The 21432-nt window shown below is 72.2% G+C and carries 9 protein-coding genes; 3 read left to right on the plus strand and 6 right to left on the minus strand.

What is annotated here, in order from left to right:
- Positions 1 to 22: 22 nt before the first annotated feature.
- The 6 genes from ACFFQA_RS16920 to ACFFQA_RS16945 form a co-directional block, all read right to left on the minus strand.
- Positions 23 to 1699, minus strand: coding sequence for an ABC transporter transmembrane domain-containing protein (locus ACFFQA_RS16920; protein ID WP_377852920.1), 1677 nt, complete (start codon positions 1697 to 1699; stop codon positions 23 to 25).
- Positions 1692 to 3689, minus strand: a complete 1998-nt coding sequence (locus ACFFQA_RS16925; RefSeq protein WP_377852921.1) for a B12-binding domain-containing radical SAM protein — start codon at positions 3687 to 3689, stop codon at positions 1692 to 1694. Before ACFFQA_RS16925 ends, ACFFQA_RS16920 begins: the two co-directional genes overlap by 8 nt.
- Entirely contained in the window at positions 3674 to 7099 is a 3426-nt protein-coding gene (locus ACFFQA_RS16930) for a non-ribosomal peptide synthetase (RefSeq protein ID WP_377852922.1), read from the minus strand. Before ACFFQA_RS16930 ends, ACFFQA_RS16925 begins: the two co-directional genes overlap by 16 nt.
- On the minus strand, positions 7096 to 9405 hold the full coding sequence (locus ACFFQA_RS16935) for a lantibiotic dehydratase (protein WP_377852923.1): 2310 nt from the start codon (positions 9403 to 9405) through the stop codon (positions 7096 to 7098). Before ACFFQA_RS16935 ends, ACFFQA_RS16930 begins: the two co-directional genes overlap by 4 nt.
- Positions 9392 to 14710 (minus strand): type I polyketide synthase, encoded by a 5319-nt coding sequence (locus tag ACFFQA_RS16940; RefSeq protein WP_377852924.1) that lies wholly within the window; start codon positions 14708 to 14710, stop codon positions 9392 to 9394. The genes ACFFQA_RS16935 and ACFFQA_RS16940 overlap by 14 nt, the downstream gene beginning before the upstream one ends.
- A 174-nt stretch (positions 14711 to 14884) precedes the next feature.
- A complete protein-coding gene (locus ACFFQA_RS16945; protein ID WP_377852925.1) occupies positions 14885 to 15100 on the minus strand; it encodes a hypothetical protein in 216 nt (71 codons plus the stop codon).
- Here ACFFQA_RS16945 and ACFFQA_RS16950 point away from each other — a divergent pair.
- The 3 genes from ACFFQA_RS16950 to ACFFQA_RS16960 are packed head-to-tail and all read left to right on the plus strand — an operon-like array spanning position 15087 to position 21432.
- Positions 15087 to 16460 carry a DUF6002 family protein gene (locus ACFFQA_RS16950; protein WP_377852926.1) on the plus strand — a complete coding sequence of 458 codons (1374 nt, stop codon included), beginning with the start codon at positions 15087 to 15089 and terminating at the stop codon, positions 16458 to 16460. The two genes, ACFFQA_RS16945 and ACFFQA_RS16950, sit on opposite strands and share 14 nt — an antisense overlap.
- On the plus strand, positions 16457 to 19468 hold the full coding sequence (locus ACFFQA_RS16955) for a non-ribosomal peptide synthetase (protein WP_377852927.1): 3012 nt from the start codon (positions 16457 to 16459) through the stop codon (positions 19466 to 19468). Before ACFFQA_RS16950 ends, ACFFQA_RS16955 begins: the two co-directional genes overlap by 4 nt.
- Entirely contained in the window at positions 19465 to 21432 is a 1968-nt protein-coding gene (locus tag ACFFQA_RS16960) for a beta-ketoacyl synthase N-terminal-like domain-containing protein (RefSeq protein WP_377852928.1), read from the plus strand. The genes ACFFQA_RS16955 and ACFFQA_RS16960 overlap by 4 nt, the downstream gene beginning before the upstream one ends.

Consider the following 21432-nt stretch of genomic DNA (forward strand, 5'->3'; position numbering starts at 1 on the left):
GCCACGGGAAGCGATGTGGCGGTCACACGTCACCTCCGCGTGAGACGAGTGCCCGGTAGGCGGATTCGCGCTCCAACAGCTCGGAATGCGTTCCTGACGCGACGACACGGCCATCGACGAGGAAGGCCACGAGGTCGGCCTTGGCCAGCAAGAGTGGTGAGCTGCTCGCCACCACCGTGGTCCGGCCTCGCCGTCGGACACGCAGGCGGTCGGCGATCAGGGCCTCGGTGTGCGCGTCCACGGCGGAGGAGGGCTCGACCAGGAGCAGCACGTCCGGGTCGGCGAGCAGGGCGCGTGCCAACCGCAGCCGCTGCCGCTGGCCTCCGGAGAGGCTCCACCCCTTGGCGTCCACAGTGGACGACAGGCCGTCCGGGAGCGCCGCCACCACGTCCTCGGCGGCAGCAGTGTGCAGGGCGGCCAGTATCGCCTTGTCGTTCCCGTCGGCGGCGAGGGTGTCTCGGAGCGGGCCGGCGAACAGGTAGCCGTCCACGTCACTGAGCACGATGCGGTGCCGGAGCTCGGCGAGTGCGATGCGCCGCAGGGGAACCGCACCCCATCGCGCGTCGGACTCCGTGAACCTGGCGAGGCGTTCCATGATCGTGACTGCCTCGGTCGTGTTCGCGGCCGCGATCACCACCAGGTGCCCTGCGGGCACGTCGAGCCCGGATTCGGGGTCGCACAACGGTTCCGGCTCCGTCGGCCCCGCCTGCGTCCCCGGCTCGTCGGTGACTTCCGGCTCCAGCCGGAGCACCCGGACCACCCGTCGTGCCGCCACCAGGCCGAGGCTGAGGTCCCCCGCGCCTTCGATGAAGAAGGACACCGGCACCACGAGCACGGCGACGTAGCCGTAGACGGCGATCATCTCGCCGATCGTGATCTCCCCCGCCGCGGTCATCCGTGCCGCTATCCACGTGATCGCACCGAGGAACAGCGCGGGCAGCCCGACTCCGAGCGCCTGGATCCAGCTGATCACGGCGCCGATCCGGTTGCCTTCCCCGCGCAGGTCCTGTGAGGCGCGTCGGTAACCGGCGACGAACCGGTCCTTCCCGCCGATCCCGCACAGCACCCGCAGCCCGCCCGCGATGTCCGTTGCCCGCGTGGTCAGCGCCGCCTCCTGGCGCCGGTACTCGGTCTCCACGTGCTGGAGCCGGTTCAGCAACGGTCCGGTCAGGACGGCGAGCAGTGGCACGCCCAGCAGGACCACGAGCGCCAGTGTCGGCGACACCGAGAACAGCAGCACCGCGACCACGATGTAGGCGACAACACCGCCGAAACCGGGGCCGGTGACCGTCAGAGCCCAACTGATCCGCATGACGTCGGTGGAGGAGATGCTCACGACCTCCCCCGCCGAGATCTTCCTCGGCAAGGTCGCGCCCAGGTGCGCGGTCCGGCGCACCAGCGCCCGCACGGTGCGGAAGGTGGCGTCCAGGCGGACGTGGGTCATCGTGCGATGCCGCAGCGTCTCCAGCGTCGCGTTGACGGCTCCGACTCCGACGATCGCCGCCGCCCAGGTGATCAGGGCTTGGGTGTTGCCGTCGCGCAGTCCCTCGTCGACGGCACGGGAGAGGAAGTGCGGTGGCAGCATGAGGCAGCCCATCCACACCGCGCTGATCACCCCGCCGCGCAGCACCCGGCCCGGCTGACACCTGACGAGCCACCACAGATACCTGCCCGGCCCCCTGGTGTCCGGATCACGCATCCCCCACGCTCCGCACCGCCACGAGCCCCCTCGCCACAAGTTTGTCCACTGTGGACGCCAACTCGTCCACGCACGTGTCCCCCTCGGCGAGTCTACGGAGCAGCTCCTCCTCGTCCTCGCCCAGGGGATGAACGCGGGAGCCCTTCCGGTCGACCGCGATCGTGATCGCCAGGTGCGAGCGCTCGAAGCCCGCGTGCCCCTCCTCGGAGCCGGTGTCGGAAGAGCCGGTGTCGAAGTGGACCGCGCCGGAGTTGGCGACCAGGACGCGGTGCAGCTCGACGCCCTCGGCAAGCGACACCGTCGCGTCGTGCGGGATCTCCGTTTCCCCACAAGGGCTCTGCCCGTCGAAGAACCGCCGGAACTCGTTCGGCCCGAACTCGGCGATGTAGAGGATGTCCTCCGGCACGTCGACCAGCGCGACCTCCGGGTAGAGCCGCTGGATCCGCTCGGCGAGCCCCGTGCTCACGCCGGTCCGCTCCTCGTAGTCGAGGTGGTACCACCTCTGCGACGGCTCGTCCCGGACGGTGATCCCGTACAGCTCCGGCTCGTCGGCGATCGGCGCGCCCTTGAGCAGGCGGAAGGTGCCCGCGTCGGCCCTGCCGATCACGTGCCGGTGCTCGTGGACGAACCGGTAGGTGTCCTCCGCCTCGGCCGCGGTCTCGGAGGGGAAGTCGCTGAACACCCCGGCCTCCACCGAGATCCCCGCCGTGTGGCACATCGCGAGGATCTCGGCCATGCGCTGGGGGGTCGTGCCCTTGTCCATCGCCTTGAGCACCCGCTCGTTGGCGCTCTCCAGTCCCATGTAGAGCCGCACGCATCCGGCTTCGCGCATCGTGGCGAACACCTCCGGCGTGAAGCCCTTCTCGAAGCGCGCGACACCGTGCCAGCTGATGTCCACCTGCCGCTCCAGCAGCGCCTCCGACAGCGACCGCAGGTGCATGGGCAGCATGACGTCGGCTTCGAAGGAGAACACGTCCTCACCGGTGGCCTGCACCACTGCCGCCACGTCCTCGGCGATCAACTTCGGCGAGCGCATCCGGTACGGCGCCAGCTTGATGAAGGCGTAGTTGCAGAACGCGCAGCGGTTGAAGTAGCAGCCGCGCGTGGGCATCATGCAGATCACCCGCTTCGGCGCGAAGTAGTCGCCCAGCGGCAGCATCGTGTAGTCGGGCGCGGGCAGCCAGTCCAGGTGCAGCTGGTAGGTCGGGTCCAGCTGTTCGCGGACCTCGCCGCCGACGTAGCGGACGACGTTGCGCACCTTTCCGAGGTCCCGGTCCTCGGCCAGGGCGTCCACGAACTCCAGGAAGGTCTCGTCGGCCTCCCCGACGAAGAACGAGTCGAGCCAGCGGCCGAAGCGCGGGTCCGCGGTGAGCACCTCCCTGCCCCAGGTGATCACCGGCCCACCACAGGTGATGTGCACGCCGGGGTCCTGCCTGCGGATCTCCTCCGCAAGCAGGAACGCCGGGACCAACTGCGAGAAGTAGGGCACCGACAGCCCGATCACCCGGGGTTTGCGCGCCAGCAGGGACGGGACCGCGACGTCCCGGTACCAGGCGCCCAGCGGCCCGGTCTCGGTGTCGACCGCGTGCGCGACCTCCTCGTAGCTGTCATAGCTCGCCGAGGAGTAGGAGTACTTGCCGAAGCTCGACTCCGGCTGACCCGCGGTGATCAGGTCCCCGGCCAGGTGGAAGATCCGCTTGGCGTAGAGCAGCTTCGCCGGGTCGTAGAAGTCCACCGGGTCGCGCAGGATGCGTCGAGCCTCGGTGATGTTCGTGACGACGTCGATCGCCACGTCCCGGTGCCGCCCCTCGGCCGCCCGCGCCAGCGGCTCCGGCCGCAGGAGCTGGTCGAAGACCTCCAGGTTCAGGTCGCGCAGCTCGACCTCGTCGTGCCCGGCCCTGCGGAGCACGGCGCCCAGCAGCGGCAGCGCGCCGTGCGGCAGTGACGGGTCCGCCGAGGGCGGGAAGACGAGTGTTACTGGGAGGCCCATGGTCGCGCTCCTCGCGTCTGGCCCCCGGCCCGCGCGCGGGAGCGGCGAGCACGGGCACGTCGGTCGGCCGCTTCCAGCGCGGTGTCCCCGGCCTCGCCGTCCAGGAAGGCGGCGAAGGCGCGCACGGTCGGATAGCGGAAGAGATCCACCAGGCGGACCCGGTCGCCCCAACGCCGCGAGATCCGCCCGTGCAGCAAGGAAAGCGAGAACGAGGTGCCGCCGATGTCGAAGAAGTTGTCCTCGGCACCGAAGTCCCCCTCCAGCACCTCTGCCCACAGCCGGGCCAGTTCCCGCTCGGTGGTGCTCCAGGTGGCTCGGTCCTGTCCGGTCACCGGCGGTCGGCTGCCCGCTCCCGGTTCGTCGACGAGGCCCGCGCGGAGCCGGGAGTCCTCCAGCACCGCCTGACCTACGGCACGGGTGGGTGCCGCGACCAGCGTCGCAGTCAGCTCCAGGTACGCGGTGAGCAGCGCACTAATCCGGTCGGCGTCGTAAAGCTCGCGGTCGTAGACCAGGTCAACGGCGAAACTGTCCGCGTGCCTTTCCACATAGACGGTCAGGTCGAACGCGGCGCCGGGCTGACCGGCGGGCAACCGTTCGGTGGTGACACCGGGCAGCACCAGCTCTCCCGGCGCGAAGCCGTAGACGTTGAACAACACCTGCACGAGCGGGCCGCGAGTGGACTCACGGGGCACGCGAAGTTCTCCGACGATCCGCTCCAGCGGAGCGGCGGGGTGCTCAAGTGCCGCCACGAACTCGGCGGCGGAGACGCGGACCGAGTCGGCGAAGCTCCGCGCGCGATCGGCCCGGCACCGCAAGGGGGCGATCTCGACGAAGAACCCGACCAGGTCATGGAAGGCGACGTGGCCCCGATCGGCGACGGGAGTTCCGATCACCACGTCGTCGCGGCCGGTGATCCGGTGCAGCAACTCGGCGAACGCGGCGAACAGGACCACGGAGGACGTCGTGTTCAGCTCCCCGGCCAACGTCTCGACGGCCGCCGTGACCCCGGCTTCGAGCCGACCGCGCACGAGGGCGCCTCGGTGCGTCTGCGCCGGTGGGCGCGGACGGTCGCGGGGCAGATCGACCACGGTCGGCGCGCCCGCCAGGTGATCACGCCACCAGGCCAGGTCCTCGGCGGAGCACTGCCGGTCGCGTTCGCGGCGCCAGGCGACGTAGTCGGCGTAGCCGACCGGGAGCGGCTCCAGATCGGCCGTCTCTCCACTGTGGACGGACGCGTAGGCGGTCGAGAGGTCCCGGCAGAACGGCTCCAGTGACCAGCCGTCGAACACCGCGTGGTGGAAGGTGATCGCGAGGACGTGCTCCTCGGGCGCGAGCCGCAGCAACCGTGCCCGCACGAGCGGACCGCCCGCCAGGTCGAACGGCCGCACTGCCTCAGCGTCGAGCTCGGCTGTCACCTGCTCGGCGGTGACGTCCACGACCGGCAGCGGCACCAGGCTCGGCGCGTCGATCACCGCTCGGGGCGAACCGCCGTCGGCCGGGAAACGCCACCGCAGCACGTCCTGGCGCACCAGGACCGCGTGCAGCGCGGCACGCAGCGCCTCCGGGTCCACCGGTCCCCGCAGTCGCCGCGCCATCGGGGTGTTGTACGCGGCCGAGCCGGGGGCGAGCTGGTCGAGCAGCCACAGTCGTCGCTGCCCCGGCGAGAGCGCGGGCCGGTGCCCGGTGGTCACCTCGACCTCGTCGAGCCGCGCGGCCGACGCGACGCGGGCGGCGAGGCGCGCCGGGGTGCGGCTGTCATAGATGTCGCCGACGCCGATGTCGCGACCGAGCTCGGCGCGCAGGGCCGCCACCATGGTCATCGCGATCAGCGAATGCCCACCGCTGTCGAAGAAGTCCTCCCCACCGCCGAGCAACTCCCGCCACACGCGGGCCACCACATCGGACAGCGACCGGCTGGGACCACTGACGGGTTCGGTGTCCCGCACGACCATCTCCCGGAGGCTGCGCAGATCGACCTTGTGCGAGGACAGCAGCGGCAGCTCCGGGAGGCAGAACACCCGAGCCGGAACCATCGCCGCGGGCAGGCGTCCGGCGCAGTGTTCGCGCAGGGCCGCCGGGTCCACGGTCGCGGGCACGCAGAACGCGACCACCTCGGGGCCGCGCGGACCGGGGACCGTGTCCACGACCGCGTGCCCCACCTCGGGGTGCGCCCGCAGCACGGTCTCGATCTCGCCCAGCTCCACCCGCTGGCCACGGATCTTCACCTGGCGGTCGAGCCGCCCCAGGAACTCCAGGTCTCCTTGGGCGTTGCGGCGCACGAGGTCTCCGGTGCGGTACACCCGCCCGCCAGTACCGAACGGGTCGGCGACGAACCGTTGCGCGGTGAGGCCGGGACGTCCGACGTAGCAGCGGGCGAGACCGACTCCGCCGATCAGCAGCTCTCCGGGAGTGCCGATGGGCACCGGGCGCAGTCGCTCGTCGACCACGTGGAGCTGGTGCTCGCCCAACGCGCGGCCGATCGGGATCGGTCTGTCCCACTCGCCGTCGGCCTCGAAGCAGGACACCATCACGGTCGCCTCGGTCGGCCCGTAGCAGTTGATGAACGGGCGGCCGGAGCGCGTCCACCGCGCGACCTGCTCCGGACCCGGTGCCTCGGACCCGGTGCCGATGAGCGTCAACGCGGGCAGCGCGTCCGGGTCGATCAGTGGCAGCACCGAGACCGGCAGGTTGGCGTACTCGATGTCGTGGGCGCGCAGGAACTCCTGGAGCCGGGCGGGGTCGAGGCGGTCGGCGTCGGGGACGACCGCCACCTCCGCGCCGAGGCTGAGCGCGAGCCCGATCTCGTGGATGGAGACGTCGAAGCCGAAAGCGGAGAAGGAGACCACGCGGGCACTCGCGTCGAGCCGGAACCGCTCGGCCGCGGCGTCCAGGTGGGCGACCAGGCCGCCGTGCCCGAGCGCGACGCCCTTCGGCTCCCCCGTCGAGCCCGAGGTGTACATCAGATAAGCCAGGTTCGCCGGGGTGAGCGCGACCGGCTCCGCCCCACTGGAAGCACCGCCGAGTCGAATCCGGGGAATGGCGTTGTGCGCCAACGCCTCCTCGCCGTCGTCATCGACGATCACGAGCGCGGCCCGCGCGTCGGCGAGCACCGCGTCCCGGCGGCGGCGCGGGTGGGACGGCTCCAAGGGCAGGTACACCCCACCCGCAAGCATGATCCCGAGCAGCGCGACCACCATGTCGGGCGTCCGCCGCAGGCACACGCCGGCCGGTGTCTCGGGTCCGATGCCGCGACCGCGCAAGGTCCCCGCCAGCGCGCTCGCCGCCGCGACCAGCTCGCCGTAGCTCAGCCGCCGGTCCCACTGCCGCACGGCGATCGCATCGGGTGAGCGGCGGGCGTGGGCGAGGACGCGCTGCGGGAGCAGGGTCGGCCCAGTCATCGGCACAGTCATCGGCACACCTCCGGGTCCCGCAGCTGGACGCGCAGCTCCGACAGGTACCGGCGCCCCTCCGCGTCGGGCAGCCAGGCGTGCTCCGGTCCGGGCAGCTGCTCGGTGACCGTCAGCGCGACCTCCCCGCCTGCCCGCGCCGCCGCGCGCAGCGCCTGGCAGAACGCCGACACGTAGAGCGGACTGGTGAAGTCCACGTACAGGGGCTTGCCCTCGGTCGCGAGCTTCACGAAAACCCGTTCGGGCAAGCCGAGTTCACGTCGCCAGCGCCGGACCGCCAGGTACTGCTCGCAGTACCCGGTGACCTCGACCAGGCCGGTCGCGGCCACGGTCGTCCGCCAGCTCTCGCGGCAGACGACCAGCCGGTCCACGGTGATCCGGGGCGTGTGCGGCCGCGCGGTCCCCGACCGGAACGCGTCCACAGCCCGCATCATCAGCATCTCGGCGAACACCTCGACCACCGGCCGCTCGAACCCGCCGGGGCCGCGCACGAGGAGCTCGCCCTGCCGCTCGGTGACGGTCAGGGCCGCGATCGGCAGCAGCCGCTCGGGATCGGCTCCGGGCGCGGCGACGAAACCGAGCTGCCGGTCGCTGGCGTTGTCCAGGCAGCGGGCCACGCGCGCGGTGACCCGGGGCCAGGTCACCGGGAACAGCGGGAGCACCCGGCCGGGGCCGAGGTCCTCGCGCAGCGCGGCGCGCAGCCACTCCGGGTCGGGGTGGACCCGGACGGTGACACCGGAGTCGAACGTCGGCCACGACACGTGCATTTCGCCGAGCACGGCGAAGAACTCCCCACGGCGCAAGGCATCGAGGTCCTCCGCGCACAGCTGGAGGTCCGGGCTGTGCACGCGTGCTCCCGGCCACCCGGGGCCTTCCGCGGGGAACAAGCCGTCGATGTCCAGTCCGGCACTGTCCAGCTGAAGGTCGCGCGTCCCTTCGGGCAGGGCGTCGAGCCCGAACAGCGCCGCCCACCGTCTGCCGAAGTCTGTCAGCACGGCCGCGACCGGGCTCTCGTCCTCGCCGAAGAACATGCCGCGCGACAGGTACCACAACTGTCCAAAAGGGACTTCACGGTCGCCCGCGTCCTCGGCGAGGTCGGCGTGCAGCCGCCGGAGACCGACCAGGGTGGCCTCGGCCAGCGCGGCGGTGAGCCAGCGCGCCAGCCGGGCCATCCCGGTGAGCGCGGGGCCGAAACCGCTCAACAGCCCGGTTCCGAAGCTCAGGTCGAGATCGCGGACGGTGTCCTCGTGGCAGGGAGTTCGTCCCGCGTACATCTCGCCGTGCCGCTGGCGCGGCGCGCTCCCGGTGACCGAGGTGACCGCGTCGTCCAGCTCACCGAGGGCGGCGAGCAGCGCCTCCGCGTCACCCGCGGCCTTCGCCACCCCGGCCCGCGCCCGGTCGAGCCGGTCGAGCCCTGCCAGCGCCTCTTGCCGGAGCTCCGGGTCACCGATCGCCAGAATCCCTTGGCGCAGAACGGACTCCGCCGTGTAGTCGAGCGGAAGACCGATGCCCCAGGACACCAGTTCCCGGTCGTGCAGGTCGGCGAGCATCCGCTCCAGCTCGGCCCGCCCCGCGACCCGGTCTGCCAGCGCGGCCAGCACCTCCCGAGCGGGACGGCCGTCGCAGTGGGCCAGCAGCTCCGCCTGCTGCGGAGTGAGGGTCCTGGCGGGCTGGGTGGGGTGCAGCAGCAGGTTCCCGTCGAGGCTGACGTGCGGTGGCAGCCGCAGGGGCAGCCATGCGCGGATCTCGCCGTTCTCGGCCAGCCGTCGCGCGTAGGCGTCGAGCACCCAGTACTCCAGGTGAGTCGCGCGGTCGCGGACCAGGTTCGGACCGACCGAGGCGTTCACCACGTCGGGACCGTCGGTGATCTCGACCCAGCAGACGGGTCCGAAGAAACCGATCGTCTCGACCTTGGCGCAGTAGCGCTGCCAGTAGCGCGCGAGCAACGCCTCGTCCTTGCGGCGCCGCGCGTTCAGCCGCGGCGGTTCCGCCGTGGGCGTGAGGTCGTCGGCCACCCGCAGGATCCGCGGGTTCTGCCAGACGATCGCCTCGCGCAGCAGCGGGTTCGCCGCGACCTCGGAGATCGCGCGGCTGGCGTCCCCGGCGGCCTCGGCGAACGCCCGCTCGGCCGCCTCCCGGCTCGCCTCGCCGTCGAGGTGCGCGTCGACCACCGCGGCGGCCTCGGGACTGGCGAACGCCGCGAGGCCGTCCGCCGGGAACCCGGTCGTGCGCAGCAACGCGGGCCGCCAGATCCGCCAGTCACCACCGGGAACCGCGAGCAGGTGCTCCTCCGCGCTACGCGTTCCCACCGGACTCCCCTCGCATCCGCGCCACCACTCCCGCCATCGCGGACACCGTGGGCGCGTCGAAGAGCACCTGCATCGGCACCCGGACACCGACCGCCCTGCGCACCTGGGAGATCAGCTGGACGGCGGTCAGCGAGTTCCCGCCGAGGCCAGCGAAGTCCTCGTCGGCGCCGACCTCGGCGATCCCGAGCACCTCGGCCCACACCCGGGCGATGGTCGTCTCCAGGTCCTCCGAGCCGTCTCCCCCGGCGTCGGCGGCGGGCCCGTGCGCCAGCATCGCGTCGTTGCGCCGCCTGATCCGTGCCAGCGGCACGGCGGAGACGATCGCCCGAGGGCCGAGGTCCGCACCCAGCAGGCGTTCGAGGATCTCCACAGCCTCGCCGGGCCGCATCCCGTCGGCGGCGGCGGCGACCTGGTCGTCAACAGTGGACGACTCCCCGCCGAGGGCGGCGACCTCGGTGCGGCGCATGACGAAGTCGGTGATCGTCAGCACCGGCTCACCCCACTCGTCCACCACGGACAGGTCGGCGGTGATCACCTCGCCGTCTCGGTCAGCGCCGCCGTGGTAGCGGACCCAGGTCCACAGCCGAGCCGGGAAAGGACGGTGCACCACCAGGTTCCCGTAGCTCAGCGGCAGGTACCGGCCCTGTCCGTCGCTGGCCACCGAGGTCACCTCGTCCAGCACCGCCGGGTGCAGCGGCAGCCGGTCCGACTCCGCGAGCACCTGCTCGGGCAGCTCGAACCACGCCAGGCGGCTCGTCCCGTCGGCGGCGTCGGTGGTGTGCCGCAGGCTGCGCCACCGACTGCCGAGCGCGAACCCGCCCGACCGCGCCAGGCGCTCGCCCTCGTAGTGCTCACGCCGCCCGGAGTGCCTGACCCGGACAGCGCGCACATCGACTGGTGCGGTGGCATCGGGCACGGTCCACCGCACCACGGCCTGTGCGTGCACGCCACCGGTCTCGCTGCTCACTTCGACGCGGTGTCCGTCAGCGTCGGCGTGGACCGACACCCGGATGTGGGCGGATTCGTCGTCGGCGACGAACAACGGCCGCACGAACACCAGGTCGGCCAGTTCGGCGCGGTGCCGCGTTGACGGCCGTGGCACGTGGTCCTCGAAAGCCGCCCGGACCAGCTCGACGTGGGCAGCACCGGGCATCAGCGCGCGCCCGGCGTGGCGGTGCTCGTCGAGCACCCAGTGCGTTGCCGGGGTGACAGCTCCGCTGTAGCTCGCGCCGCCGGGATGGCGGTTGGTCAGGATCGGATGAGTCCACGGCTCGGCATCCTGGCCGAGCACGCGCCGCCACTCGCGCGGCACCGGGGTCTCGGCGGCCATGCCGATCTCCAGCCACCGCCCCCAGTTGATCGACAGCCGCCGGGCGGGCCACCCGTCCCGGGCACCCGCGCAGGCGTCCAGGTACGCGTTCGCGGCGGCGTAGTCCACCTGTCCCGGCGCGCCGAGCAGTGCCGTCGTCGAGGAGCAGAACACCAGGAAGTCCGGGGCGAGGTCGCCGAACACCGAGCGCAGGACGGCCGTGCCGAGCAGTTTCGGGCCGAGCACCCGCTCCGCCTCCGCGCTGTCCCACGCCTCGATCATCCGGCCACCCGCGACACCGGCGGCGTGCACGATGCCGTCGAGACGGCCGAAACGTCCACAGAGGACTTCACGCACCCCGGTCATGGCTTCGGCGTCTGCGACGTCGGCGGCGACGACCTCGACCTCCGCGCCGGCCGCCCGCATCCGGCGGATGGCCGCGATCGCCCTGCTGGTGCGGTCGACCCCGCCGTGGACCCGAAGGTGCTCGTCCCAGCTCTCCTCCGGCGGAAGTCCTCGGCGGCTGGTCAGCACGAGCCGCGCCGCCACCCTCCGCGCGAGGTGCTCGGCGACGGTGATCCCGATTCCCCCGGTGCCGCCGGTGATCAGGTACACGCCGCGCTCGCGCAGCACCATCTCGTCCACTTCGGACAGTTCAGGAACGGGCTGATGACCAGGAACCCAGCGCCGTCCGCCGCGCAGCGCCACCACCGGATCGGCCGGCGTGGCGCGCAGCTCGGCCAGCAGGGCTCCGGCGGCTGGACGGTCACCCGGCCCGATGTCGATGTGGCGGACACCGAGGACCGGCAGCTCCACCGGAGCCACCGTGGCAAGCGCGGCGACCGTGGCGCTGGCAGGACGCACGAGGTCGGCACCGGTGACGTCGCGAGCGCCACGGGTGAGCAGGTCGAGCCGGATCGCGCCCTCCTGCCCCGCCTGAGCCTGCGGCGTTGCCGCGAGCGCCCGCACGCACGCGACCAGGCTGAACAGCCCTTTGTGTTGAGCCAGAAGGGGATTCTCATCCTCATCACCCTCCAGCAGCCACGCGTGCACGATCCGGTCCGGGATTCCGCCGTGCGCGGTGAGGTCCGCGAACAGCCGCTCGTAGTCGGCCTGTTCGGTCGCGCGGACGCGGTACCGGCCCGCGCCGTCCGCGCCGTACTCCGTTCCCACCGCGACCTCGGCAACGTCGGCACCGCCGTCGCGCAGCGCCGCGACCAGTGGTCCGTCGCCGAACACCAGCCACCTGGGCGCGGTCTCGGCAGGAGCGGGCGGCGCGGTCTGCCGCCAGGTCGGGACCGACACCCAACTCTCATCCACAGTGGACTCGACGGGCTCCGGCACAGGAGCGGGACCCGCCGGGTCCGGCTCGACGAAATGGTGCGCGCGTTCGAACGGGTAGGTGGGCAGCGGCACGCGCCGCCCAGCGGAGCCGATCTGGTCGACGCGCACAGCGACGCCTGCGGCCCACAACCGGCCAGCGGTGGTGTAGAGCGTGTCCAGGTCGCCTCGGCTGTCGCCGGGAGTGGGCAGGCTGGGCAGCGACAGCGGCTGCGGGCCTTTCTCCCCTCGCGGCCGGATGCGCGCCAGTCCCGCGAGCTGTCGTCCGGGACCGCATTCGACCAGCGCCCAGGTTCCGGTGGCGAGCAGCCGCTGGACGCAGTCCCCGAAGCGGACGGTCTCCCGCAGCTGCCGCACCCAGTGCTCGGGGTCCGTCGCCTGCTCCGGGGTGATCCAGTCCCCGGTGAGCGTGGAGAGGTAGGGCCGGTCCGGGCGGCGGAGCGCGACCCCGGCGACCTCGGCGCGGAAGGCCGGGAGCACCTCGTCCATCAGCGGCGAGTGGAACGCGTGCGAGGTCCGCAGACCCCGGCTCTGAATGTCCTCAGTGGACAGTTCGGCGGCGAAGCCCTCCACTGCCTCCACCGGTCCCGCGACAACGCAGGTTCCCGGTGCGTTGACCGCCGCCAGGGCGAGCCCGGCGGGCAGCCGTTCCCTGAGCCGGTCCTCGTCCAGCGAGACGGCCAGCATCGCGCCCGGCGGCGCCTGCTGCATCAGCCTGCCCCTGGCGCACACCAGCCGGATCGCCTCGGGCAGGGTGAACACCCCGGCGTCGGTGGCGGCGACGTACTCACCGACGGAGTGGCCGATCATGGCATCCGGTTCGACTCCCCAGGAACGCCACAGGCGGCTCAACGCGTAGCCGAGGGCGAACAACGCGGGCTGGGCGAAGCGGGTCTCCTCCAAGGGCGCGGTCAGCAGGTCGGTGCCGAGCTCCGCGCGGGCGAGTTCCAGGCAGTCGTCCATCGCGGCGCGGAACACCGGCTCGGCGCGGTAGAGCCCCGCGCCCATGTCCGGGTACTGGCTGCCCTGCCCGGAGAACAGGAATCCCACCTTCGTCGCGGGGTCCGCGACCGTCGAGGCGGGCGGGCGGTTCCGGAGCTTGAGGAGGTCCTCGCGGTCCCTCACGACAACGGCCGCGCGGTGCTGGTGCTCGTCGCGGCCGGTCCGCAACGTGTGGGCGATGTCGGTGAGGGTCAGCTCCGGCGAGTCCGCAACGTGGTCGGCCAGCCTCGTCAGTGCCTCGCGCAGGGCGCTGGCGGTCTTGGCCGAGACCGGGACCAGCTCGGCATCCCCGGCACTCGACGCCGAGGGGACGGGCGGTTGTTCGAGGACCAGGTGCGCGTTCGTGCCACCGAAGCCGAAGGAGCTCACCCCGGCCCTGCGCGGCCGACCGTCGTCGGCCCAGTCCCGCGCGACCGTGTTGACGTAGAAGGGCGAGTTCGCGAAGTCGATGTCCGGGTGGGGCGCGGGAACGTTCAACGAGGGCGGGATCAGCCCGTGGGCCACCGTGAGCGCGGCCTTGATCAGCCCCACCACGCCGGCGCCCTGGCTGAGGTGGCCGATGTTGGACTTGACCGAGCCGATGGCGCACCACTGGCCCGCGCGCGAGGGACCGCCGAAGGCCTCGGTCAGCGCGGCGATCTCGATCGGGTCCCCGAGCCGGGTCGCGGTGCCGTGCGCCTCCACGTAACCCACCGACGCCGGGCTCACCCCGGCCACGCTCAGCGCCTGGGCGATCACGGCGGTCTGCCCCTGCGGGCCGGGAGCGGTGAAGGACACCTTCTCCGAGCCGTCGTTGTTGATCGCGTTGCCGAGGATCACGGCGTGCACGTGATCCCGGTCGGCGATCGCCTCGGACAGCCGCTTGAGCACCACGGCTCCGCCACCGCTGCCCCAGACCGTGCCCGAGGCCTGGTCGCTGAACGGCGCGCAGTGCCCGTCCATCGAGTCCACCCCGCCCTCGCGGGGCAGGTACCCGCGCCGGTGCGGCAGCTCGACGTTGCTGCCACCCGCGACGGCGAGGTCGCACTCGCCGTTGCGCAGGGCCTCGCAGGCCAGGTGGACCGCGACCAGCGAGGTCGAGCAGGCGGTCTGCACGGTCAGGCTCGGCCCGCGCAGGTTCAGCTTGTAGGAGGTGAAGGTCGCGAGGTAGTCGGGCGAGTTGCCGACCATCGCCAGGCCGCGCCCCGCGGACTCCCAGATCCGCCGGTTGCCCCGGATGTTGCGCCAGAGGTAGTCGTCGACGCCGGTGCCGCCGTAGACCCCCACCTCGCCGCGCACCCTGCCCGGCGGGTGCCCGGCGTCCTCCAGCGCGGTGTGGCACAGCTCCAGGAACAGGCGTTGCTGCGGGTCGGCCAGCTCGGCCTCGCGCGGGCTCATCCCGAAGAACGGGGCGTCGAAGCCCTCCATGTCCTCCAGCACGGGCGCGGCGGCGACGAACGCGGGATCGTCCAGCTCCTCGGGCGGCACACCGGCGGCCAGCTGCTCGGCCCGGCCGAAGTGGCGGATCGACTCGACCCCGGCGGTCAGGTTCCGCCAGAACTGGCGCACGTCCGCGGCCCCCGGCACGCGGCAGGCCATCCCGATGATCGCGACCGGCTCGACGGCCGGACCGGAAGCCGTGTCCATCGTGTCCGTCCGATCACCGATTGTCATGCCGCCTCACACACTAGGAACAAGAAATCTGATGACAGGGGTAGCCGCGTTACTTGAAGCATTCACAACAACACCGCGACACCCTTTATATTCATGTCATTGATACAGCGCGGGAAGGGCCTTTCCGGGCCTCGGTTCGCCGAAAACGGCGAGTCACCGGCAAGTAGAACCAGGTCACACGCCTGTGTCCATGCTTTCGGCTCGAACCGAAACGACATCCGACAAATAGGTTTCGCGGTTACGCTGCGCCCCTGCCGAATATCCGGCGCCTTCCTTCGGCCAGCCGAGATCGAAAGGATCGAGATTGCCGGGCGCGCACCAGAATTCGAACGACGCACCGGCCGCCGCCGTGACCGGCCACGAACGAGGAGGAACGATGGCGGCCCCCATCCGCGCGTCCCGGAACCTGATCACCGACTACTACGACCGGCTGCACGCGGTGATCGGCCGCCGGGTCGGTGACCGCGCCCCGGTGACCCGGCCGGGCCGGTTCGCCCCCGGCTTCGCCCTGCCGGAGCTCGACAGCGCGGTGCGGGACTACTTCTCGGTCGCGACCGCCACCTGGGGCCCGCTCGCCGAGGTCGGCGGCCACCCGGTCCGGCTGCTCGACCTGACCGGAAACCCCGGCACCAACACCACCAAGACGTTCGCCTCGCTGCTGATCGTCGCCAGGGCGGTTGAGCACATCCGCCGCACCGGCGAACCGATCATGATCTTCACGCCCACCTCGGCCAACAAGGGCGTCGCCCTGCGCGACGCCGTCGAGCGCGCGATCACCACCGGCCTGGTCGGGGCCGACCAGCTGCGAGTGGTCGTACTGGCCCCGGCCGGCTCGCGGGAGAAGTTCCGCTCCGGCCGCCTCTCCAGCGACCCCGAGCTGGCGCGCCGCAACCCCGTGCTGCTGCTGGAGGGAACGCGGCCGGAGCAGGTGAAGGAGCTCGCGCTCGCGTACGTGCGGCGCGAAGAGGTTCGTCCGGGCTCGCCCCGCCTGTGGTTCACCCTCGACCTGGACAACTACGTGGTCGCCGACGCGGCGCGGGCCTTCGTCGAGCACGAGGTCGATCCCGCTCGCGGCGGGCGGTGGCACGCGCACGCGGTGTCCAGCGCGTACGGGCTGCTCGGCTACACCGCCGGGCGGGAGCTGCTGGAGTCCACGGGACAGGCGAGCGTGGCCGACCGCCCTGGTTTCCTGCTCGTGCAGCACCTCGGCGCACCGGACATGGTGCTGAGCCTGCTGCACGGCGACCACGATCCCGCGAACCTGCCCGCCTACCGGCTCGATCCCGAATCGGGCCACCACGTCCAGGACACCGACCCGCACTTCCCGCTGTCCACAGAGGACACCGCGGAGGTGCTCGAACCGACCTTCTACACCCGCAGGCCGATCACCTCGGCGACGATGGACCCGCTCGTTCGCCGGTTCGGCGGCACCGGGATCGTCGTGTCGCGGCGGGAGTGCGTCGGCCGCTACGCGATGATCCGCGACGCGCTGACCGCCGCCGGGCGCCCGATGCCGGAGGACCACCGCGAGCTCCGGGAGTGGTCGCTGGTGATGGCGATGACCGGGGTGCTCAACGCGATCGAGCGGAAGCTGGTCCCGGCGGGCACCGAGGTCGTCCTGCACGCCTCGGGCACCTACTCGACCGCCGACTTCCTGCCGATCGAGCCCGCGGCGCTCACCCGGGTCGCCGACCTGGACGGGATAGCCGCCGCCGTGAACGCGGCGCTCGACGCACCGGCGGGACGGTGACGGTGGCGCTCACGGACCGGCAGCGGCGGATGTGGCTGCGCAACGAGCTCGAACCGGCACTGGGCCTGGAGACCGCCAGAGCGTTGCGGTTGCACGGTCCGCTGGACGGCGCGAACCTCGTGGTCTGCCTAGAACGGATCGTCGCCCGCCATCCGGCACTGCGGACCCGTTACCCGTCCCACGACGGCGAACCCACCGCCCTTGTCGAAAATTCGTCCACTATGGACTTCGAAGCATCCGAGTCCACAGTGGAGGGCTTTCCCGAGGAGCTGGTCCGCCTCGCGAGCCACCCCTTCGACCTCGCCGCCGCGCCTGTCCTGCGGGTGCGCCTGCTCACGCTCGCCGAGGACGACCACGTGCTGCTGGTCGTCGTCCACCCGATCGCCGCCACGCGCGCCTTTCTCGGCCGGTTCCTGGCCGAGCTTGGCGCGGAACTCGCCGGTGACCCGCCACCCGCGTTCCCCACCTCCGGGCCGGTCGCCGCCCGGCAGCGACAGCTGCCGGAACAGCTCCCCCGCCTCGACCTCGCCGCGCCCGGAGCCTCCCGGACAGGCGCGGGCTCACGGGTGACCACTCAGCTGAACGTGCCGACACCGGCGGTGTTCCTGAGTGCGATCGCCTTGCTGTTGCGGCGATACACCGGAGTCGGCGTGATGGCGCTCGGCCTGCCTGTCGCCGTCGGCGACACGGAGAACCCGGTCCCGCTCCTGGTTGACCTCGAACAGGACCGGCCGGTCTCGACGGCACTGCGCGACGTCGCGGAGGCCCTGTCGGAATCCTTGGCTCACAAGGAAGTGCCGTACGAGACACTGCTCCGCGAGCACGGTTCGGTCGCCCGGTTCGAGGTGTCGGTCGTGATCGACGACCTCGTGCTCGACGGCCTCGACGACCCGAGCCTGCGCGCCTTCGCCTTGGGCGAGGACGGCGCGCCGCTCACCGCAGGTGCGCTCAGCCTGCGACCGGTGGCGCTCCCCCGGGGCGGTACCCCGTGCGAACTGGAGATCGTGCTATCCCTGCGGGAGAACCGGATCTCGTGGCTGTCCGGCGGTCACGCCCTGCCGGAGCCCCTGCTCGCGGATCTCTCCGCAGACCTGCTCACCGTGCTGTCCGAGATGCTCGAAGCTCCAGATACGTCCACTGTGGACCTCCTGACGCGGGCTCGTGGCGACCGGACACCGGTACTGGACCGTGATGGACCACACGCCCAGCATCCCGGTTACATGCCGTTTCCCGCCGACACGGCTTCCATTGCACACCGGTTCGCCGAGGTGTGCCAACGGTTTCCCGACTCCACGGCGGTGCTGACCGACTCAGAGTCCCTCACCTACTCCGACCTCGCCGCACGCGCGGCCGCGACGGCGAACCTGCTGCGCTCCGGCTCCGGCCCCGTCGGACTGCTGCTGCCGCACGGTCCAGCGCAGATCGTCGCGATCGTCGCGGCCGTGCTCACCGGACGCCCGTACGTGCCGCTCGACGCGCGCCACCCGGCCGACCGGCTCGCCGCGATCCTGGAGCACGCGGGCGCGACCACGCTCCTGAGCGACCCCGACCACGACGCCATCGCCGCCACGCTGCCCGTGCCGAACGTTCACCACTTGTCCACTGTGGATACTCCGCTCCTCGCTGAGGACATCACCGCCTCCGGCGACTCCCTCGCCTACGTGCTCTACACCTCGGGTTCGACCGGTCAGCCCAAAGCGGTGACGCAGACGCACGCCAACGTGCTCTTCCAGGTCCGCAACCACGTCGACAACTTCCGGATCAGCCCCACCGACCGGGTAAGCCTGCTGTCCTCCTTCGGCTTCGACATGGCCGTGACCGACCTGTTCTCCGCGCTGCTCAGCGGCGCGGCGGTGGTGCCGTTCGACGTGTCGGCCCACGGCGTCTCCGCACTGGCCCGGGTGCTCGTCGAGCGCGGGGTCACCGTCTACCACTCGACGCCGACGATGTTCCGCTACCTGACCGGCTCCCTCGGCGAGCGGAGCCTTCCCGCCATGCGCGCGGTCCTGCTCGGCGGCGAACAGGTGCGACGCGACGACGTCGAGCGGGCGCGCAAGGTGTGCGCGGCGGACTGCGTGTTCGTCAACGGCTACGGCGCGACCGAGATCAGTTTCGTGACCCAGCACCACCTGGGACCGGACGCCCCGGTGGAGGACGAGGTGATCCCGGTCGGGCGCAGGCTGCCGGGCGTCGAGGTCGTGCTGCTCGACCCGGCCGGGCGCCGTGCGTGCCTGCGGGGCGAGATCACGGTGCGCAGCGACCACGTGGCGCCGGGGTACTGGCGCGATCCGGCCGCCACCGCCGAGAAGTTCGTGACCGTCGGCGGCGCGCCCGCCTACCGGACGGGGGACATCGCCCGCAGGCTCCCCGACGGGACACTCGTCCACCTCGGCCGGGCCGACCGGCAGGTCAAGGTCCGGGGTTACCGGGTGGAGCCCGGCGAGATCGAGGCGGCCCTGTGCGCGCTGCCCACGGTCGCGCAAGCCGTCGCCGTGGCCGGGCCGACGGAGATCATCGCGTACGTGGTGCCGAACGGGGCGCGGCCGGAACCGGGTCCGCTGCTGGACGCGCTGGCGCGGACACTGCCGCACTACATGCTGCCGCGCGAGGTCGTGGTCCTGGACTCCTTCCCGCTCACCCGCACCGGCAAGGTCGACGTTCGCGCTCTGCCCGCACCACAACGAGCACGGGCGGCGCGGCCGACCGGCGATGTGCCCGAGGCGGTCGCCCGCGTGTGGTCGGCCGTGCTCGGCGTGCCGGAGCCAGCCGTCGACGCGGACTTCTTCGCTCTCGGCGGCCACTCGGCGCAGGTTCCCCGGGTGAAACGGCTCCTGGAGGCGGAGCTGAACGTCGAGATCCCCCTGGCGCGCCTCTTCGACCACCCGACCATCACCGCGCTCACCCGCTTCCTGTCCGCCGAGCGGCCCACCGCGACCCCGGCGTTCGACCGGGTCGGGGACCGGATGGCCCGCCGCGACGCGGTCCGGGCGGGACGGCGGCCGCGGTGAGCGAGATCCGCGCCGAGGACATCGCGATCGTGGGCATGGCCTGCCGGGTTCCCGGCGCGGCCGACACGACGGCGTTGTGGCGCAACCTGTTCACCGGGCTCGACCCGATCCGCGGCTACTCCGACGACGAGCTCCGGGCCGCCGGAGTTGATGAGTCCACAATGGACAACGCAGCCCTGGTGCGCCACTTCGGCCACCTCGCGGGGGTCGCCGAGTTCGACGCGGAGTTCTTCGGCTACTCGGCGGAGGAAGCCGCGCGCGTCGATCCGCAGCACCGTCTGCTGTTGCAGACCGCGTGGTCGGCGTTCGAGGACGCGGGCCTGGACCCGGCGTCGTGCCCTGACACCGGTGTCTTCGCCAGCGTCGCGCCGAGCTGGTACGAGCACTACCGGCTCGCGGGCGCGTGGCCCGGCGCGGGAGTGGCCGGTACCGCGACGGATCACGTCGCCACCCGTGTCTCCTACGCACTCGGCCTGACCGGTCCGAGCCTCGCTGTGCAGTCGTCCTGCTCGTCGTCGTTGGTCGCGGTGTGCCTGGCCGCGCAGAGCCTCGCCGACTTCCGCTGCGACCTCGCCCTCGCGGGCGGCGCTGCCGTGCCCTACCCGGCTCGTCTGTCCACACAGGACGGACTGGTCTCGTTGTCAGGCCGCTGCCGCGCGTTCGACGCCGACGCGGACGGGTCGGTGTTCGGCAGCGGTGTGGGCGCGGTGGTCCTCAAGCGGCTCGGCGAGGCGATCGAGGACGGGGACCGGGTCCACGCGGTGATCCGGGGCTGGGCGGTCAACAACGATGGCGGCGAGCGCTCCGACTACCGCAGCCCCAGCGGCACCGGCCAGGCCGCCGTGGTGCTGGAGGCGCTCCGGGCGGCGGAGGTCGGCGCCGACACCGTCGACTACGTCGAGACGCACGGCAGCGGCACCCTGATCGGCGACGCGCTGGAGGTCGACGCCCTCGAACGCGCGTTCCGGCTCGCAGGCGGGGACGGCTGCCTGCTCGGTTCGGTCAAGGCCGCGATCGGCCACCTGGACGTGGCGTCGGGAGTCGTCGGACTGATCAAGTCCGCCCTCGTCGCCCGGCACGGCACGGTGCCCGCGACCCCGCACCACCAGCGTCCGAACCCGCACATCGGCTTCGCCACCAACGGTTTCTCGGTCAACACCAGCCCGGTGACGCTCCCCGCGCGAACCACTCCGCGCCGCACCGGCGTCAGCTCGTTCGGGCTCGGCGGGACAAACGCGCACGTGGTCCTCGAACAGCCGCCGGAGGACCACCGTGCTCCGGCGACGTCCTCGCATCACCTGCTCACGCTGTCCGCCCGCACCCCGCAGGCGCTGGCCGAGGCCGCGGCCCGGCTGCGCGACCACCTCGAACGCGAACCCGGCCAGCCCTTGGCGGACATCGCGTTCACCCTCGCCCTCGGCCGTCGCGCGTGGCCCTGGCGGCGGATCGAGGTCGTGACCGACCACGCCGAGGCGATCGCGGCGCTCTCCGGACCAGCGGTCACCACCGGCCAGTCCCCGGACCGGCCGCGCCCGCTGACGCTGCTGCGTGAGCCACTGGACGAGGACGAGGCCACCAGGATCAGCACCGACCTCGCCGCGAGCGAACCGGCGTTCCGCGCAGCGCTCGCCGCCAGTGAGCACAGCGCGCCCACTGCCCGGCTCCAGGACAGCCTGGCCCGGACGCTGGCCTCCTGGGGGATCGCGCCGACGGCAGAGCCCGACGACCCGATCGCCCTCGTCCTCGGCCCGGGCTCGGACGTCTCGAAGGCCATTCCCGCGGTCTCCACCGAGCAACCACGCCAGGCGCTGCTGACCGCGGTGGGCAGGCTCTGGGTCCAGGGCGTCGCGCCGACGTGGCCGAGGATCTTCGCCCCCGACCGGCACCGCCGGGCCAGCCTGCCGACCTACCCGTTCGAGCGCGCCCGGCACTGGGCCGAAGGCGTTCCCGCGCTGCCCGACTGA

This window comes from Allokutzneria oryzae (assembly GCF_042429765.1).
GTDB classification, from domain to species: domain Bacteria; phylum Actinomycetota; class Actinomycetes; order Mycobacteriales; family Pseudonocardiaceae; genus Allokutzneria; species Allokutzneria oryzae.

What these genes read in the sequence shown, in the direction of transcription:
- ACFFQA_RS16920 (WP_377852920.1), bottom strand. Translation starts at nt 1,699, where the DNA reads ATGCGTGATCCGGACACCAGGGGGCCGGGCAGGTATCTGTGGTGGCTC.
- ACFFQA_RS16925 (WP_377852921.1), bottom strand. Translation starts at nt 3,689, where the DNA reads ATGGGCCTCCCAGTAACACTCGTCTTCCCGCCCTCGGCGGACCCGTCA.
- ACFFQA_RS16930 (WP_377852922.1), bottom strand. Translation starts at nt 7,099, where the DNA reads ATGACTGTGCCGATGACTGGGCCGACCCTGCTCCCGCAGCGCGTCCTC.
- ACFFQA_RS16940 (WP_377852924.1), bottom strand. Translation starts at nt 14,710, where the DNA reads ATGACAATCGGTGATCGGACGGACACGATGGACACGGCTTCCGGTCCG.
- ACFFQA_RS16950 (WP_377852926.1), top strand. Translation starts at nt 15,087, where the DNA reads ATGGCGGCCCCCATCCGCGCGTCCCGGAACCTGATCACCGACTACTAC.
- ACFFQA_RS16945 (WP_377852925.1), bottom strand. Translation starts at nt 15,100, where the DNA reads ATGGGGGCCGCCATCGTTCCTCCTCGTTCGTGGCCGGTCACGGCGGCG.